General features: G+C 57.1%; 17 protein-coding genes and 1 pseudogene. 12 read left to right on the forward strand and 6 right to left on the reverse strand.

Translation table 11 applies throughout. From position 1 onward, the window contains the following. Positions 1-269 precede the first annotated feature (269 nt). Positions 270-1,397, reverse strand: a complete 1,128-nt coding sequence (locus BLW10_RS10725; RefSeq protein WP_091334611.1) for an ISAs1 family transposase — start codon at positions 1,395-1,397, stop codon at positions 270-272. Positions 1,398-1,427: 30 nt separating this feature from the next. Here BLW10_RS10725 and BLW10_RS13810 point away from each other — a divergent pair, with 30 nt between their 5' ends. The 4 genes from BLW10_RS13810 (at position 1,428) to BLW10_RS10745 (ending at position 3,611) form a co-directional block, all read left to right on the forward strand. Beyond that, the gene (locus BLW10_RS13810; RefSeq protein WP_143117054.1) at positions 1,428-2,060 is read left to right on the forward strand and encodes an ISAs1 family transposase; all 633 of its coding nucleotides are present in this window, start codon (positions 1,428-1,430) and stop codon (positions 2,058-2,060) included. An 85-nt stretch (positions 2,061-2,145) separates the two neighbouring features. Beyond that, the gene (locus tag BLW10_RS10735; protein WP_218139719.1) at positions 2,146-2,859 is read left to right on the forward strand and encodes a transposase; all 714 of its coding nucleotides are present in this window, start codon (positions 2,146-2,148) and stop codon (positions 2,857-2,859) included. A 120-nt stretch (positions 2,860-2,979) separates the two neighbouring features. Then, the gene (locus tag BLW10_RS10740; RefSeq protein ID WP_245709332.1) at positions 2,980-3,393 is read left to right on the forward strand and encodes a type II toxin-antitoxin system VapC family toxin; all 414 of its coding nucleotides are present in this window, start codon (positions 2,980-2,982) and stop codon (positions 3,391-3,393) included. Continuing rightward, the gene (locus BLW10_RS10745) at positions 3,390-3,611 is read left to right on the forward strand and encodes a hypothetical protein (RefSeq protein WP_091334616.1); all 222 of its coding nucleotides are present in this window, start codon (positions 3,390-3,392) and stop codon (positions 3,609-3,611) included. The genes BLW10_RS10740 and BLW10_RS10745 overlap by 4 nt, the downstream gene beginning before the upstream one ends. Positions 3,612-3,997: 386 nt before the next feature. Here BLW10_RS10745 and BLW10_RS10750 read toward each other — a convergent pair whose 3' ends face one another. The 3 genes from BLW10_RS10750 to BLW10_RS10760 all read right to left on the reverse strand — a co-directional run bounded on the left by BLW10_RS10750 (position 3,998) and on the right by BLW10_RS10760 (position 4,943). Then, positions 3,998-4,291 carry a type II toxin-antitoxin system RelE family toxin gene (locus BLW10_RS10750; RefSeq protein ID WP_218139720.1) on the reverse strand — a complete coding sequence of 98 codons (294 nt, stop codon included), beginning with the start codon at positions 4,289-4,291 and terminating at the stop codon, positions 3,998-4,000. Continuing rightward, on the reverse strand, positions 4,278-4,505 hold the full coding sequence (locus BLW10_RS10755) for a ribbon-helix-helix protein, CopG family (RefSeq protein WP_091334618.1): 228 nt from the start codon (positions 4,503-4,505) through the stop codon (positions 4,278-4,280). Before BLW10_RS10755 ends, BLW10_RS10750 begins: the two co-directional genes overlap by 14 nt. Positions 4,506-4,622: 117 nt before the next feature. After that, positions 4,623-4,943 carry a transposase gene (locus tag BLW10_RS10760; RefSeq protein ID WP_218139721.1) on the reverse strand — a complete coding sequence of 107 codons (321 nt, stop codon included), beginning with the start codon at positions 4,941-4,943 and terminating at the stop codon, positions 4,623-4,625. An 83-nt stretch (positions 4,944-5,026) separates the two neighbouring features. On the opposite strand from BLW10_RS10760, the gene BLW10_RS10765 reads away from it, so the two are divergent. Both BLW10_RS10765 and BLW10_RS10770 read left to right on the forward strand, forming a co-directional pair. Next, the gene (locus BLW10_RS10765) at positions 5,027-5,314 is read left to right on the forward strand and encodes a type II toxin-antitoxin system HigB family toxin (RefSeq protein ID WP_091334619.1); all 288 of its coding nucleotides are present in this window, start codon (positions 5,027-5,029) and stop codon (positions 5,312-5,314) included. Positions 5,315-5,316: 2 nt separating this feature from the next. Next, positions 5,317-5,718, forward strand: coding sequence for a helix-turn-helix domain-containing protein (locus BLW10_RS10770; RefSeq protein WP_091334621.1), 402 nt, complete (start codon positions 5,317-5,319; stop codon positions 5,716-5,718). Between the two features lie 46 nt (positions 5,719-5,764). Here the strand turns inward: BLW10_RS10770 and rimO are convergent, their stop codons facing one another. Next, the gene (gene rimO, locus BLW10_RS10775) at positions 5,765-7,126 is read right to left on the reverse strand and encodes a 30S ribosomal protein S12 methylthiotransferase RimO (RefSeq protein WP_091334623.1); all 1,362 of its coding nucleotides are present in this window, start codon (positions 7,124-7,126) and stop codon (positions 5,765-5,767) included. A gap of 276 nt (positions 7,127-7,402) precedes the next feature. After that, a pseudogene (locus BLW10_RS14580) lies at positions 7,403-7,477 on the reverse strand (MerR family transcriptional regulator); the annotation flags it as partial. A 190-nt stretch (positions 7,478-7,667) separates the two neighbouring features. Between BLW10_RS14580 and BLW10_RS14020 the strand changes: the two are divergent. From BLW10_RS14020 to BLW10_RS10800, 6 genes are all read left to right on the forward strand, one after another. Continuing rightward, entirely contained in the window at positions 7,668-7,805 is a 138-nt protein-coding gene (locus BLW10_RS14020) for a hypothetical protein (RefSeq protein WP_177169055.1), read from the forward strand. A 133-nt stretch (positions 7,806-7,938) separates the two neighbouring features. Beyond that, positions 7,939-10,308, forward strand: coding sequence for a phosphoketolase family protein (locus tag BLW10_RS10780; RefSeq protein ID WP_091334624.1), 2,370 nt, complete (start codon positions 7,939-7,941; stop codon positions 10,306-10,308). 250 nt (positions 10,309-10,558) lie between these two features. Next, positions 10,559-11,188 (forward strand): IS607 family transposase, encoded by a 630-nt coding sequence (locus BLW10_RS10785; RefSeq protein WP_091334626.1) that lies wholly within the window; start codon positions 10,559-10,561, stop codon positions 11,186-11,188. Beyond that, the gene (locus BLW10_RS10790; RefSeq protein WP_091334628.1) at positions 11,185-12,564 is read left to right on the forward strand and encodes a transposase; all 1,380 of its coding nucleotides are present in this window, start codon (positions 11,185-11,187) and stop codon (positions 12,562-12,564) included. Before BLW10_RS10785 ends, BLW10_RS10790 begins: the two co-directional genes overlap by 4 nt. A gap of 24 nt (positions 12,565-12,588) precedes the next feature. Then, the gene (locus tag BLW10_RS10795; protein WP_245709336.1) at positions 12,589-13,485 is read left to right on the forward strand and encodes a DUF4007 family protein; all 897 of its coding nucleotides are present in this window, start codon (positions 12,589-12,591) and stop codon (positions 13,483-13,485) included. Then, positions 13,482-16,895: a hypothetical protein gene (locus BLW10_RS10800; RefSeq protein ID WP_091334630.1), complete on the forward strand. Its 3,414-nt coding sequence runs from the start codon at positions 13,482-13,484 to the stop codon at positions 16,893-16,895. Before BLW10_RS10795 ends, BLW10_RS10800 begins: the two co-directional genes overlap by 4 nt. Positions 16,896-16,928 lie beyond the last annotated feature (33 nt).

Raw genomic sequence — 16,928 nt, forward strand, 5'->3', positions numbered from 1 at the left:
GTTCGCGCTCTGACTTCGTGGACTCGCGTAGCTCCTGACGAATCGCGGGCGTGGTGCGGGCGTTGCGATGTAGGTTCAGATTCATGATTAGATGTCCCGTCAGGTCGCGGATGGTGTCGTCAGCAGTTGCCGCTTGGTCGTCTTCAGCTCATCACTGAGTGTGCGCAGTGCCTCGCGGGCTTGGAACAAAGGATAGCTCCTTTTCGGAATATAATCCCACGGGACGGAACAGCTAGGCTAAAGGGGCCATAAGGCCTAGGGCGATCGCGCTATATAGTTTTCCTATTGTGTTCGCCGAGCAGTAGCTCCATCCGGTAGTTATCGTTGAGCGCGGCGCGTAGTTTTCGCTGGCGCAGACTGTCCTTCGGTGGCCCATTGTGCTGCAAGAGGTTGAGCGCCATACGACGCAGCATGGCCAGATTCTGGGGGCTATGGTCGCGGCGGGTGCGACAGGCATCTTCGCCAAACTGGACATCGAGGATCCAATGCTGTTGATTCTCGATACTCCAATGCTGGCGCACCGCGGCGGCGAAGCGCGGCAGCTCCGTGAACGAGCAGAGGAATTCGCGTGTTTCGGTGCTGGAGTGATCGCCGATAAGGCGGGTGGACTCCACCCGTCCCACCGCTTTGAGTCCGGCCCACCCGGCGCGATCCTCAAGCCATGCAATGCGCTCGCTGAGGACGACGCGACGGATCTCAAGGCGCCCATGCGCTTTGTCGATCGTCTCCTCAATGAGCAAGGCACCGCGAGCCGTTTCATAATCGAGCCATTGCGTCACTTCCGCATGCAGCGTCGGATGGTTATCTTTCAACGCTAGGACGTAGTCAGCTCCGCCCGCCACGAGGGTGCGGGCAATCGCTTTTTGACAACCCATGGCATCTAGGCTCACGGTCGCCCCGTGTAGATCCAGCAGCCCGAGTAGATCCGGAATCGCCGTGATTTCATTGGTTTTCTCTCCGACCGTTTGCTGGGCCAACACCCAACGGGCACGGCTCGCGAAGGCGCTGATGAGGTGCACGCCCGGCGTTGCCCCATCGCGACTGCCACGCAACGTCTTGCCGTCCACACACACCTGCTCACCGGACAACCCAGTCAAGGCCGCCGTCGCCCAGGCCTGGAACGCCTCGGCAAAGGTGTCCGGATTGAGTCGACCGATCACATCGCTCAAGGTATCGTGCGAGGGAATTCCGTTGGCAAGCGTCAGAAAGGTGCGCAACCACGCTTCCTTCTCCTTGCCAAAGGTTTCCATGCCCACCCAGTCCTCGATGCCGCTGAGGACGGCACACAGCACAATCATCAGACTGTCGTGCAGGGAGTGCAACTTGTTACGCGTTTCGCGACGTGGATCGGTAAGATCAGCAAAGTACGGACGGGGATCTAACAATTTCGGTGACATCGGCGGCTCAAGCGTCGAGACAAAAGGTACTTGGCTACCTGCTCAACTGATGATTGTCAATACTCTGATAGCGCGATCGCCCTGACCCTCGTGGCGGGCGGAGCTAACTACGTCCTAGCGTTGAAAGATAATCATCCGAGGCTGCACGCGGAAGTGACGCAATGGCTTGATTATGAAACGGCTCGCGGCGCCTTGCTCATTGAGGAGACGATCGACAGAGCGCATGGGCGCCTTGAGATCCGTCGCGTCGTCCTCAGCGAGCGCATTGAATGGCTTGAGGATCGCGCCGAGTGGGCCGGACTCAAGGCGGTGGGACGGGTGGAGTCCACCCGCCTTATCGGCGATCACTCCAGCACCGAAACACGCGAATTCCTCTGCTCGTTCACGGATCTGCCGCGCTTCGCCGCCGCAGTGCGCCAGCATTGGAGTATCGAGAATCAACAGCATTGGATCCTCGATGTCCAGTTTGGCGAAGATGCCTGTCGCACCCGCCGCGACCATAGCCCCCAGAATCTGGCCCTGCTGCGTCGTATGGCGCTCAACCTCTTGCAGCACAATGGGCCACCGAAGGACAGTCTGCGCCAGCGAAAACTACGCGCCGCGCTCAACGATAACTACCGGATGGAGCTACTGCTCGGCGAACACAATAGGAAAACTATATAGCGCGATCGCCCTGGCCATAAGGCCAAAGGGGCTAGGCTCGATTTATTTTTTCTGCTAGACTGAGGGCATGCCCAGACGCCCCTGATTGCACATAGCCGACTACCCGCACCATATCATCCAGCGCGGCCATAACCTCGCAACTTGCTTTTTTGCCGAAGAAAACTACCAGGCTTATCTCCATTGGCTCGGGGATGGCTTGCAGAAAAACGGAATCCAGCTTCACGCCTATGTGCTGATGACCAACCACGTCCATCTGCTGCTCACGCCGAGGGCACCGGAAGATATTTCGCGCTTGATCATCGCGCTGGGCCGACAGTTCGTACAGTACATCAACAAAACCTATCGGCGCACCGGTACGCTGTGGGACAGTCGCTACAAATCCTCGCTGATCCAGACTGACATCTATCTGCTCCGCTGCCAGCGCTATATTGAGCTAAACCCAGTGCGTGCAAACATGGTGCGCGATCCAGGCGAATACGCCTGGAGCAGCTACCGGGCCAACGGGCTGGGTGCGAGCGATCCGCTGCTCTCTCCTCATGCCCTGTATCTGGCGCTAGGAGAAACGCCCGAGGCCAGACAAACGGCCTATCGGGAACTGTTTCGTACCGAACTCGATGAGGCGGCACTCACGGAGTTGCGCTTGGCGATTCAACAATCCCAGCCGATCGGCAGCGAGCGATTCTTGCAACAGATCGAGCAAATGACCGGCCAGCGACGCGAAGCGCGCCCGCGTGGTCGGCCACGTCTGGAACCGGACGGGCCGGCGGCCTTGCCGGGGCAGATGGAGTTGGGGCTTTAGCGTGTTGAGCACTGAAGCCTTTGTTGTTTGTGCGATGCGTGAGGCGAACCACTCTTGAAACCCTTGGTCTATGTTGAAACCTCAGTCATCTCTTATCTAACGGCGCGGCCGAGTCGGGATGTGTTGACGGCCGCACGCCAGGTCTGGACGCGTGATTGGTGGGATCAAGCCGATCAGTATTGGGTACGGGCGATTTCTGAGCTGGTGATCGACGAGGCTTCAAAAGGTGACCCTGAAGCGGCGCGACGTCGGCTAGATGTTGTTCGCAGCATTGATATTCTTCTGGTCAATCCCGACTGCGAGCGGCTGGCGCAAAGGATCATCGAAGCCGGTGCGCTGCCGGCAACGGAAGCAGAGGATGCGTTGCACGTTGCTCTGGCCAGCTATCACGGCGCACGCTACCTTTTAAGCTGGAATTTTGCTCACCTCGTTGGCCCGGATCAAAAAAAGCATCTGCTCGACACGCTCGTTTCACTCGGCCAGACACCAGCTTTACTGACAACACCCGAAGAACTGCTCGAAGGCATGCGATGAAATTTCCCGCCCAAACCCAACCTAAACCGATTAAGGCGCCCGATCCAATTCTCACTGAGCTTTGGGAAGTGAAGCGTCAACTCAATGAAGCCGCTGGCTTTTGCGTCGCAGATCGCGCACGGATGGCTCATGAAGCTGCATTGCAGATCGAGGCAGGCTGGCATGATTCAAATAATCGTCACTACTTAACCTACCCAAATGAGAAGGAATTAAGCTAAAAGAAAGGAGCTAAAAGAAAGAATAGGGAGAAAGAATAGGGGGTCAGGTTCAAAAATACAAGCAATAGTAAAGGGGTTAGTAAAGTAGTAAAGGGGTAAGAGTAAAGGAGAGTAAAGGGAGTAAAGGGGTCAGGAGTAAAGGGCAGGAGTAAAGGGGTCCGAGTAAAGAGTAAAGGAAGAGTAAAGGAAGAGTAAAGGAGGAAGAGTAAAGGGGTCAGGTTCGATTTATTTCTGCCATATTCTTTCGTATGCCACACGCCCCCGCCTGCAGGTCACCGGCGGGGTCATGTAATCTGGCGGGGTCAAGTCTTGTAATCCAGCATTGATTAGAGTGGTTGGTGAAAAAACAGGAAAAGTCGCTTTTACCCTAGTTATCCCGAAGTTCGCTATTGCCGTCGACTTTCCATCAGTGGATAGACGTCCTTGCGATGACAAATGCCGAGAATGAGGATTTCTTGCCCCTCAATCCGAAAGACGATGCGGTAGTCGCCCACTCTTAGTTTCCAATACCCCTTGAGGGTCTTGCGCAAGGGTTCGCCGTAGTCTTGAGGTGCTGTCATCAGCCGAGTTTCAATTGCCTTTTTTAAACGCTGGTGCAGGTTGCCATTAATTGTCGGAATATCTCTTTTTTTGACATCTGGATGATAGATGATTGAAAAAGGCATCTCAGTTCCAGACATCCTCATGACTCAACGCCTGAGCGCGGTCGAAATCCTGCTCTCGCTTCGTGGCGAAGTCATTCAAAGCCCGATCCTCACGAATCTCAAGCGCCTCCTTCACTAAGTCTCGCATCAACATTGACAAGGAGAGTCCCTCGTCTTCGGCGAGATCTTGAAGGGCAACATAAAGTGGTTTTTCAACGACGACGTTGATTCTCGGATTTTTTGCAGGCATCGACCGCACTCCTCATATGTGATTTAAGTCGAACTGAAAGGTAAAAGTGTGTTACTTGTGCGTCATTGTGTCAAGCATGCGGAAGACGATAGATTGTAACTACTCTGGCCGATACTTTTATGCTAACGCTGACTGACAAGCGCCAACACATGCACACGCATTTCTGAGTGAGGGTGTATCGACCAAAGCACGCAGGAAGATCCCGCGTGCGCCATTGATGTCGCGGTTGACAGTCACGCCGCCGCTGGAGATCGTTTTCGCGCCGCCAATCGGCAGGATCTCGCCGGTCCAACTAGCCGTTTTGGAGGTGCAGGCTTCGTTGACGCGCAACACGACCTTGCCGATCCGTTTCCGTTTGGCCGCCGCCTCTAGGCGTTCGGGACAGATGCAGTTGGAGAACAAGCGGATGCGCACGGTCGGAGTGGCCTGACCCCCCAAGCGGCGAGGCCGAACAACGCCGCCACTCCCGCCGCCGGTTCCGATCGGCTAGACTGCCCCATGAGCACTGATTTCCACGGGACATGCACATCATCACACAAAAGCGCATCTGGCAGGCCAAAGCACGCTGGCCGCACGCCGCGACCGCCCTGGATACTTGGTATCGATTGGCCAAAGCCCATGCGCCTCAGGATTTTGCCGAGATGAAGCGCCTGTTCCCAGCAGTTGACAAGGTCGGCCCACTGCATGTATTCGACATTGGCGGCAATAAGCTACGTTTGATTGCCCTCGTGCAGTATCGGGCGCAAAAGCTCTACATTCGCGCTATATTGGATCATGTCGATTACGACAAAGGCCAGTGGAGAGAATAGCGATGTCCGCACTGATCAAACAAGCGGCTGAGCATTGGTGCTATGTCGCCCCGTTGCTCAGAAAGCCGACTAACGAAGATGAGTATGACGAACTCGTCGAAGCCTTGGACGAGCTGCTGGTGCTCATTGAAGATAATGAAAGCCACCCGCTCGCCAGCCTCGCCTCACATATGGGCGACCTGATCGAAGCCTACGATGAGGCGCGCCGCCCAATGCCAAAAAGCAATGGCCTAGATGTGTTGCGCTATTTGATGCAGGAGCGTGGCTTGAGCGAAGCCGATTTATCCGACGTTGGTTCGCCGGATCTCATCAGCGACATCTTGAGCGGTCGATGTGAACTCGATATTCATTATATCCGGGCCTTATCCGATCATTTCAAAGTGCCGCCGGATGTATTTTTCTGAGGCTGACGTAATAGATAAAATATTGCGACACGACCCAATCTTCCAATCAATCCTCCACCGGCTGCGCCCATAAATCATGCTCGTCGGCGTCGGTGATGATGACTTCGATGAAATCGCCCGCGTTAATCTCCCATTCGCCCTCAATAATCACCTCGCCATCGATTTCGGGCGCATCGCCATAACTGCGGGCGATGATGGCGTCGTCTTCCACCGCATCCACTAACACCGTCAGCCGCTGGCCAATCCGCGCTGTCAGCTTATCGCGGCTGATTTCAGCCTGCACCGCCATGAAGCGTTCTAATCGCTCCTGTTTCACGGCTTCGGGCACGGGATTGGGTAAGTCATTCGCTGCGGCACCGGCGACGGCTGAATAGGGAAAACAGCCGACGCGATCCAACTGAGCAGCGCGGAGAAAATCGAGCAACCGCGCAAAATCATCCTCGGTCTCGCCCGGAAAACCGACAATAAAGGTACTGCGCAACACCAATTCGGGGCACTCGGCTCGCCAACGCGCCACACGGTCTAGCACTTTTTCAGTCGCTGCCGGTCGCCGCATCGCTCGCAAAATCGCCTCGCTGCCATGCTGGAGCGGCATATCCAGATACGGCAGCATCACGCCCTCGGCCATCAGCGGGATCAGTTCATCGACATGCGGATAGGGATAAACATAATGCAGCCGAATCCAAGCCGGTAGCTCGCCCAGCGTGCGTGCTAGTTCGGTGATATGCGTGCGCAGGGGTCGCCCGCCCCAAAAATCCGGTCGATGTCCAAGATCCAATCCATAGGCGCTGGTGTCCTGTGCGACGACTAGCAGTTCGCGCACGCCTGATTCGACTAAACGGCTGGCTTCGTCGAGAATCTCGCCCAGCGGACGGCTGACCAGATCACCGCGCAGACTCGGAATGATGCAAAACCGACAGCGATGATTACAGCCTTCGGAGATCTTCAAATAGGCGTAATGATTCGGCGTAAGTCGCACCGCTTGCGGCGGAATCAGGCTCACAAAGGGATCGCACGGCGCGGGTAATTGCGCATGAACGGCCGCCATGACTTCAGCCAGTGCGTGCGGGCCAGTGACCGCTAACACATCGGGATACCGCTCACGCACCAGTTCCGCCCGTGCGCCGAGACAGCCGGTGACGATGACGCGCCCATTTGCATCAAGCGCCTGACCAATGGCATCGAGCGATTCATCAACCGCTGCATCAATAAATCCGCAGGTGTTGATGATGACCAAATCCGCCTCGGCATAGGTCGGCTGAAGCTGATAGCCCTCAGCACGCAATTGGGTCAGGATGCGTTCGGAATCTACGGTCGCTTTCGGACAACCGAGACTGACAAAGCCGATACGCGGCGCGGTCTGAGAGAGCGGGGATGACGTGTTCAACGGATTCTGAAACTGCTCCATTTAACTTGAGCAAACTTGCTCAATGGATTTATCTGCACTTGGTTGACGCGGCGAACCGCCTAACTCAAGCCCTTGACGCTCAGTAGCGCCGGATTCCCTCAATCGATCAAGCTCTCCAAAGGTTTCATTCCCTTGCGGTAAAGCGCCAAACCGAAGCTTGGCCACTTGCAATGTCCTCTATCAGCTCGTCGTTAAACCGCTGTTAGCGGCCTCAAGCAATGCTCATCCTGAGCATCTGTCAACACATTTGAGCAAAAATCAGCGATCAGTTAGCAGCTCCCAGCGTCGGATCGTCGATGGCGCTTTCCCGATCCGTTTTGCAAATTCGTTGATGCGATATATCTTGCTCATAAAAGCAAGTATAAGCATTTTTGAAAAAGAATCAAAGAACAGTTGTCAACTCTGGAATTAAAAAAGTGGGATTGAGAAATGGCTGGGCGGGGCCATTGAACCGAGCGCAAACTTACGTAAGGATAGCGCGGTTTTTGGCGCACGACCTGCAACGCTATCCACACACCAACGAGCGGACAGAACTAAACTGATGAGAAGCTGTAAACTCTGCAAGTACAGTCGGGTCTGCAACGACCTACCGGGCATCTGCATTCTGCTCCCCTATGTGGCCATCGCCGTGGTCACGGTCGCGCTGGGGTATCTGTTCGTGACGCAAGAGCTGATTTAAGCGCCGACCCAACCGTCGGCATCGTAGCGTGTGACTGTTGAACAATCCCCGGCGACTATCGTCAGATGTTCACACGCAAGCGGTAGGCTAACGCCCCGTTGTGAACCTTGCCCCCTGACGTTTGGAGCCGCCGATGACACACGCTACCCCGCTCACCCCCCAACAGCTCACCCAGATCGACGCCTATTGGCGAGCCTGTAATTATCTGGCCGTCGGCATGATCTATCTGCGCGACAATCCCCTGTTGCGCGAGCCGCTCAAACCGGAGCACATCAAACAGCGGCTACTCGGTCATTGGGGCGCGAGTCCGGGGCTGTCGTTTATGTACGTGCATCTCAACCGGATCATCCGCGAACACGATCAGAACGCGATCTTTCTTGCCGGCCCGGGTCACGGTGCTCCGGGCGTGCTTGCGCCCGTGTATCTTGAAGGCACCTATTCGGAGATTTACCCCGACAAGGGTGAAGATATCGAAGGGATGAAACGCTTTTTTAAGCAGTTTTCTTTTCCTGGCGGCATCGGCTCACACTGCACACCGGAAACGCCCGGCTCGATTCACGAGGGCGGCGAACTCGGCTACTCGATCTCGCACGCCTTCGGCGCTGCCTTTGATAACCCCGATCTTTTGGTTGCCGTTGCCGTCGGCGATGGTGAAGCCGAAACCGGCCCGCTGGCAACCTCTTGGCATTCCAGCAAATTTTTAAATCCGATCCGCGACGGCGCGGTGCTGCCGATCCTGCATTTGAACGGCTACAAGATCAACAATCCGACCCTATTGTCGCGCATTCCCGATGAAGAATTAGCCAGCCTGATGCGCGGCTATGGTTGGATACCACATTTTGTTGCCGGCGACGATCCGCTCACCCTGCATCAGCAGATGGCCGCGACCCTCGACACCTGCCACGCGCAGATCCACGCGATTCAACAGCAGGCCCGCACCAGCGGCACTGCGACGCGGGCGCATTGGCCGATGATCGTGCTCCGTACCCCAAAAGGCTGGACTGGCCCGGCTGAGGTCGATGGGCACAAGGTCGCGGGTTTTTGGCGTGCCCATCAGGTGCCACTGTCGGGGATGCACACCAATGCCGCGCATCTCCAACAGCTTGAGGAGTGGATGCGGAGCTATCGCCCCGAAGACTTATTCGACGAACACGGGCGGCTGATTCCCGAACTCAAAGCACTCGCGCCAATTGGCACGCGCCGCATGAGCGCCAATCCACATGCTAACGGCGGTTTATTACGTCGGGCACTGCGGATGCCGGATTTTCGTGATTATGCGCTGCGCGTCGAGAATCCCGGCACCACGCGGGCCATGAATACCAAACCGACTGGCGCATTATTACGTGATGTGATGGCACGTAATCGCGATAATTTCCGCGTCTTTGGGCCGGATGAAAATAGCTCGAATAAACTCGATGCGGTCTATGAAGTCAGCAAAAAGCTCTGGCTGTGTGACTATAAACCGGAAGATGCCGACGGTGGCGAATTATCACCAGATGGGCGCGTGCTCGAAATGCTCTCCGAGCATACCTTAGAAGGCTGGTATGAAGGCTATTTATTAACTGGACGCCACGGCTTCTTTGCCACCTATGAAGCCTTTGTCCATGTGATTGACAGCATGTATAACCAGCACGCGAAATGGCTGTCGATCTGCGAAGAAATCCCGTGGCGAGCGCGGATTTCATCGCTCAATCTGCTGATTACCTCAACCGTGTGGCGGCAAGATCATAATGGTTTTACTCATCAAGATCCGGGATTTCTCGATGTTGTGGTGAATAAAAACCCCGAAATCACGCGCATTTATCTGCCGCCGGATGTCAATACGCTGCTCTCGACCGTCAATCATTGCTTACAAAGTCGTGATGACATCAATGTCATTGTCTGCGACAAGCAAAGCCATTTACAGTATCTCGATATGGATGCAGCTATTAAGCATTGCACCAAAGGCATCGGTATTTGGGATTGGGCAAGCAACGATCAGGGCGCAGAACCGGATGTGGTGATGGTCGGTTGCGGTGATATTCCGACCAAAGAAGCACTTGCTGCGACGGCGCTGTTACGCGAGCATTTTGCCGATATTCGGATTCGTTTTATCAATGTCGTGGATTTATTCAAACTGCAACCGGCGGGCGAGCATCCACATGGACTATCCGATGCGGATTTCGATAGTCTGTTTACTAAAGATAAGCCGATTATCTTTAATTTCCACGGCTATCCGTGGTTGATTCATCGCCTAGCTTATCGCCGCACCAATCACAAGAATTTGCATGTGCGCGGCTATAAAGAAAAGGGCAATATCAATACGCCACTCGAATTGGCGATCAGCAATGAAATCGACCGCTTTAGTTTAGCGATTGATGTGATTAACCGCTTGCCACGGTTTCAGGTTGCTGGAGCGCATGTAAAAGAAAAGCTCCGCGATCAGCAAATTGAATGCCGCAATTATGCCTATGAGCATGGCATTGATAAGCCAGATGTCGATGAATGGGTGTGGCCGTTTTGAGCTAGGTTTGATATAAACGCATCATCTACGCATTAACTGACGAAGTGTTTACTTCGTCAGTGTTGCGTGTCCCGCTGGATCGCTCCGCGCCGCCCATCCTGTTATGCCCCCGCCTTTCGATCCCCCCCAGCATCTGGCACAATTTGCCGCCCGATTCTGAACGCGATGTGACAGAACGGACAGCAACCACTAGGAATGGAGCTAACAACTGTTGCTTGATTCTTTTCTGTAAATGTCTATAGTTGCTCGCATGAGCAAGATATATCGCATTAACGAGTTTGCGAAACGGATCGGGAAAGCGCCCTCGACGATCCGGCGCTGGGAGCGCGAGGGGAAGCTTGTGGCAAAGCGCCATCCGTCCGGGCATCGCTATTTTGACGAGGCGGATGTGCGCCTGCTGACAGGTGGCGCTCCGGAGCAACGCGCCGTCGTGGTGTATTGCCGGGTCTCCCGCGTTGGGCAAAAAGACGATCTCACCTCGCAGGTGCGGGCGATGGAAACGTACTGTCTAGGTGCCGGGATCGCGGTCGATGAATGGATTGAGGAAATCGGCGGCGGGATGAACTTCAAGCGCAAGCAGTTTCTCGCCTTGGTGGAACGTATCGGACGCGGCGAGCTACGCCAACTCCTGATCGCTCACAAAGACCGGCTGATGCGGTTTGGCTTCGACCTGTTTGAGCATATTGCTCGGCACAACGGCTGCGAGATCGTGATCGTCAATCAGGAATCGCTCTCGCCTCGGCAGGAACTGGTCGAAGATTTATTGGCGATCATGCACACGTTTTCCTGTCGCCTGTACGGGCTGCGCAAGTATCAGCGCGAGATCAAGGCCGACTTTCCCGAATGTTCCGCCGCGCAACCCAAGGCGCTCTGCGAATGAAGGTCACGCGCACACTCCAAGCCGACGCCCCGCCTGAACTCGCGCCGATCTGTCGGGCGATGGGCTATCTGCGCGGGGACATCTGGCGGCGCTACGGCGCACTTGGCACGCTCGGGCGCTCGGCCCTAGACATCCGCAAGGATATCATTGCACGCAATCTGTACGGGACGCTGCCGGTTGACGGCACCATCCGCAACGAAACGACCAAGGATGTCGTCAATGACCTCCTGACCTATAAGGCCGCCGCCAAACTCAACGTTCGGCAGGCCGTTGCCAAGCGCACCACCGACCCAACCGAGCGCAAGCGCCTTTATGCCCTGCTAAAAAACGATCAATGGCAACATGATCCGTTTTTGCATCGGCAGATGCGTAAGCACTTCCGGCATGGCGTCAGCCACACGGCGAATCAGTTCATCGTGCGCTCGGACAGGCACGCATCCGTCATTGTGGATGGCCGACTGGTCATCACGATTCGGATCGCCAAACAGTCCGGCGGCAACATCCGTCTGGTCACGACCTCCAGCGGCAAGCACGTCAACCTGACCGGCTGCAATCTGCGCATCTGCGTCAAGGACGGCTTCACCAAGATTCACTACGCCGCCGACAAAGGGGCGGGGCGTCCGCACGGAGAGCAGGCGCTCGGTGTCGATAAAGGCTACACCGAGGCGTTCACCGATTCCGACGGCAACGCGCACGGCACGGCTTTCGGCGCGGTCTTGACCGACTACAGCGATGCCGCTGCAAAGACCGGACAACAGCGCAACCAGCTTCATGCGTTGGAGAAAAAACACCGCGAAGCTGGACGACTTGCCAAGGCTGAACGCATTCGTCAGTGCAATCTTGGGCGAAAAAAGATCGCCGCCCGCAAGCAGCGTACCAAACAGCGTCTGCGCACCATCGCCTTCCAGTCCGCCCATTCCATCGTCGATAAGGCGGCACTGGTCGTGTCCGAAGATTTAACGTCGCCCATTGCCAATAAGGCGCAATGGAAGCGATACAACCGACGCATGAGCGGATGGGCGAAAGGCGTATTGGCCGAAGCCCTCGACTCTGTGTGTGAGCAGCGTCACGCCGAGCATGTCTTGGTGAATGGGGCCTATACGTCGCAAATGGACTCGACCACCGGCTTGCTGCAAGGCAAGCCGGTGGGCGATAAGTTTTACCGGATCACCGGGGACGTTCTCCAGGCCGACCACAACGCGGCTCTGAACGTGCTGGCACGGCTGGCCGATCCCGATATCACGCGGTTCACCCCGTATCGGGACGTCAAACGGCTGTTGCTGGCCCGTTCTCCGGCGCAACTGAGCGTCAAGAGGCTTGAGTTGGGCGAGTCGTCGCGTCAACCAAGTGCGGATAAATCCATTGAGCAAGTTTAGGCAAGTTTAATGGAGCAGCGCCGCGTGATCCAACTGAATCGCAGTCAAGCCGCCTTTGGGCGTCACGCCACCTTTCCGCTACGCTACGCTTGGCTGACCAAAGGGGTGCAAGCCATTCGCAGCACTCCGCAGCTTTTTAGCAACCCCGAAGCGGCGATGGTTGAACTCGGCGTCGGGCGCAATATGGTGAGCGCCATGCAATATTGGCTACAGGTCACGCGCCTGATTGATTTTTCACCTGCGACGCCACAGATCACTGCGCTCGGCGAGGCGCTGCTCGGTGATCACGCTGACCCCTATCTCGAAGACGATGCAACGCTCTGGATTATTCATTGGCTGATTGTCTCCAATCCCGCATTAGCGACTGGTTTTTATTGGTTTTTCAATCATTTCGCCATGCCGCGCTTTCGTGAGCCGGAGCTGCATCAAGCCTTGCTCGATTTCATCGCACGCGAGCTTCAGGTGCGCCGCTCGGCCAGCACGATTAAATCTGACTGTTCAACCCTGTTGCGACTCTATGCCGCCAGCGCGAGCGGTGGCGACGATCATCTCGACTCACCGCTCGCGCCGCTGAAGCTGATCGAAGCCGATGCGCAAGGTTATCGCAGTCCGCGTCTCGCCCGTCCGTTTTTGCCGCCGCTTGCGCTGCATGTTGCGCTCGCGGATCGCTTTGATGCTGACCCGGACACGCCGGCGCTGCCAGTGCGGGTGTTGCTGTACGGGGGCGATGACTGGCCAGCCGTCGGGGCGGCATTTCGACTCACTGAAGATGGCCTGATGGCGGCACTGGTGCGCGTGATGGAGCAGTATCCGGGTTATTACGAACTGCGCGATACCGCTGGCGTGCATCAGTTATATCGCCGCATGGCGATCTCGCCGGTGCAGATTCTCCGTGACCAGTATCGGGAGCATCGCGTGTGAATGCCGCACCACTCAGTCAGGTAATCGCGCTACAGCGCGTGTTTAGCCGCTCGATCAATTTGGCCCGTGATAGCGACTCGCTGGATCCGATCCGCCACTATCAGCCGACTTCCCGTGCGCTCGATGCGCTGCGGCAGCTTGTGCCCGGCCTGACCAGCGCGGCCAGTCAACGGGCGTTGGCGCTGATTGGGCCGTATGGGGCGGGGAAATCGGCGTTTGCGCTCTTTCTCGGGGCGCTGTTTGCGGCGCAGACTTCCGAGGCGCGTCAGTTAGCGCAAACGATTTTGCGCCGCGCTGATGCTGAACTGGCCCAACAGCTCCAGCAGCGTTTGCACTCGCCACGCGGTTTACTACGTGTGCAAATCAACGGGCTACCGGATGCGCTCTCGCGTCAACTGTTGCTGGGATTGGCAGCGGCTATTGAGCGTGAGCAACTGCCCGACATGCTGGTCAAGCGGCTCCAAGCTGCTGCGCAGGTTGGTGCGCCGATGGATCAAATTCTCAAGCGGATCGGCGAAATTCAGACCGTGTGGGCTGAGTTAGGCGGGGCCGGGCTGCTGATTGAAATTGATGAACTGGGTAAATTTCTCGAATACGAAGCGCAGCATCCGCAGCAGCGCGATATTCATTTACTGCAACTGCTTGCCGAACGCGCCGCCGAACCGCATCGCGCTCCGCTTTTTTTAGTGGTGATGCTGCATCAGGCGTTCGAGTATTACGGTAATCGGCTCGGCACGCGCCTGCGCGAAGAATGGCAGAAAGTTCAGGGGCGTTTTGGCACGCTGGCTTTTCTGGAACCGGCCGCGCAATCACTGCGCTTGGTCGCTACCGCGCTGGAACGCTCGGTGCCCTTGCCTGCTGCTGTTGCCGCGCAGTTGACAGCCGCTCTCGATGTCCTGATACAGCATAACGCGCTCCCGTTGGGGCTGGAGCCAGAGGCGGCGCGGTCGGTGTTTGAGCGGGCCTATCCGCTACAGCCACTGACCCTTTTGATTCTGCCGATCCTGTGCCAAAAGGTCGCACAGAATGAGCGCACGCTGTTTTCGTATCTGGCCAGCACCGAAGCCTATGGCCTGCGCCAGCGGCTCGCTGACTTGGTGATGGGCGATTGGATCGGCCCCTGGGAGCTGTATGAGTATTTTATTCTCAATCAGGCCGACGGTTTTTCCGATCCGATCACCTATCATCGCTGGGTTGAGGTGGTCACTGCGCTGGAACGTTTTGCGCCGAGCGACGCGACCGATGATGCCGAATTTGAACAGGCACGGCGGCTGCTCAAAACCATCGGTTTATTAAATCTGATCGGCGCACAACGCGGTCTGAAAGCATCGCGGCCGGTGCTGGAGAGCGTCTTTGGTGCGGCAACCGCGACGCTGCTCGCCCAGCTTGAAGCGGCATCGGTGATCCAGTTTCGTCAGTTTGCTCAGGAATATCGCGTCTGGCAGGGCAGTGATTTTGATATGCGCGGCGCCCTGCAACAGGCGCTCGCCGAACAGGTCAGCCTGTCGCTGGCCGATACGCTCAACGCACTGGCTCCACTGCGGCCCATCGTTGCGCGGCGGGCGTCGATTGAAACTGGCACCCTGCGCACCTACACCCCCGCGTTCACCGCCCGCGACCGCTGGCCGCCCGCGCCGCTGCCGGTCGGTGAAGCGCGGCTGTGGTTTTATCTCGCCGAGCCGGACGACATGCCCGATCTCAGCGCCACGCCGCTGCGCGATGTGGTCGCCGTTTGCACCGTAACTGAACGTCTGCGCGAGCTGGTGAGCGTGTGGCTGGCGCTGCGCGAGCTACCGCGCCAGCAGGCGGCACTGCATCAGGATCCAGTCGCGCAACGCGAGCATCAGACGTGGCTGGCCACCGCCGAGCACGAGGCGCTAGGATTGCTTCAGACGCTGATTGAGCAACCGGAGACGTTGCACTGGTTTTTTGGCGCACGGCGCGTGTCAATAGCGGATCGGCGCACGCTGCAACGCGAACTCTCGGCGTGGAGCGATGCGTGCTATCCGCTCGCGCCGAAGATTCGCAACGAACTGATTAACCGTGAACGCCCTTCAACCAGTGCCGCCACTGGCCGCAAACGGCTGCTCGCGGCCATGCTCACCGCCGCCGAGCAACCGGAACTCGGGATTGACAAAGATCCGGCAGAAAAAAGCCTCTATCTATCACTGCTCAAACACAGCGGACTGCATCGGCGCGTAGATGGCGCATACGGCTTTTTTGCACCGCCCGATCACGACCCCTGCCATCTGCGTCCGCTCTGGGAGGCGATCTCGGACACACTGGGCGCGGATGGCGCACAGCAGGTGCCGGTGCCGGAACTCTATGCGCGATTGCAAGGCCCGCCGTTCGGGGTGCGGCTCGGGGTGCTGCCAATTCTGTTAGTTGCCTATTTACTGGCACAGCGCCGCGAAACGGCGCTCTATCAAGAAGGCGTGTTCTGCGACACCCTCACGCTCGAACAAGCCGAATTACTGTGTCGGCGACCGGCACTGTTTGCGCTCGAACGCTATGCGCTGCATGGACTGCGCGGCGAGCTATTTGAGCAGTATCTAACATCTATCGTCGGGCGGATCGGACAGGATGCGACCTTGCTCGATATTGTGCGGCCGCTGGTGCGGTTTATCGCGCAATTGCCGGATTACAGTCAGCATGGCGGTGGGGTGAGCGCCGAGGCGCAGCAGGTTGCACGTCTCTTCCGGCACGCCAAGCGACCCGGAGCGCTGTTATTTGAAGATTTGCCGCGTGTCTGTGGCGTCAATCCCGAAACCTTCGCGGCACAGGATCCGAGCGTTGTCGCGGTCTTGATCGAGCGCCTGATTGTCCTGCTACGCGAACTGCGCGAAGCCTACCCGACGTTGCTCGATACATGGCGACAGCGACTCGGCCGGGCGCTGCTCGCTGCGCCGGATGGTGAAACCTTGACGATCACGGCACTGCGTCAGGCGCTGGCGGCACGCTATCGCGGCCTAGAACGCTATGCGCCTGAACTCAGTCCAGTCGGTGCATTGGCGCGTCGTCTTGCTGACAGCGGATTGCGTTCGGATGAAGCCTGGCTCGAATCCGTGATGACACTGCTGGGCGGCGCACCGGCGAGCAAATGGCGCGAATCCAATCGTTTACAGGCGGAAGCGCGACTCGCCGAATTTGCCGCACAATTAGGCGATCTGCACCATCTGCGCACCGCGCTGCCTGAACTGAACACCCAGCAGCACGCGGTACTACTCAAGCGCGTTGATCCTGAGCGCGGCGAAGTCAGCCATGTGCTTGCGCTCTCCGACGCCGAGCGTCAAGCAGCGGCGGAACGCGCCACCACCATCGCGGCGAGTTTGGCCGATCTCGATACTACACAGCGGTTAGCAATTATTGCGGCGCTGATGGAACAGATGTCCGGCATATCCACGCCCTAGCGAAATTTGCGCAAATCAGTTCATGATTCACGC

The organism is Allochromatium warmingii (genome assembly GCF_900107145.1).
GTDB classification, from domain to species: Bacteria; Pseudomonadota; Gammaproteobacteria; order Chromatiales; family Chromatiaceae; genus Thermochromatium; species Thermochromatium warmingii.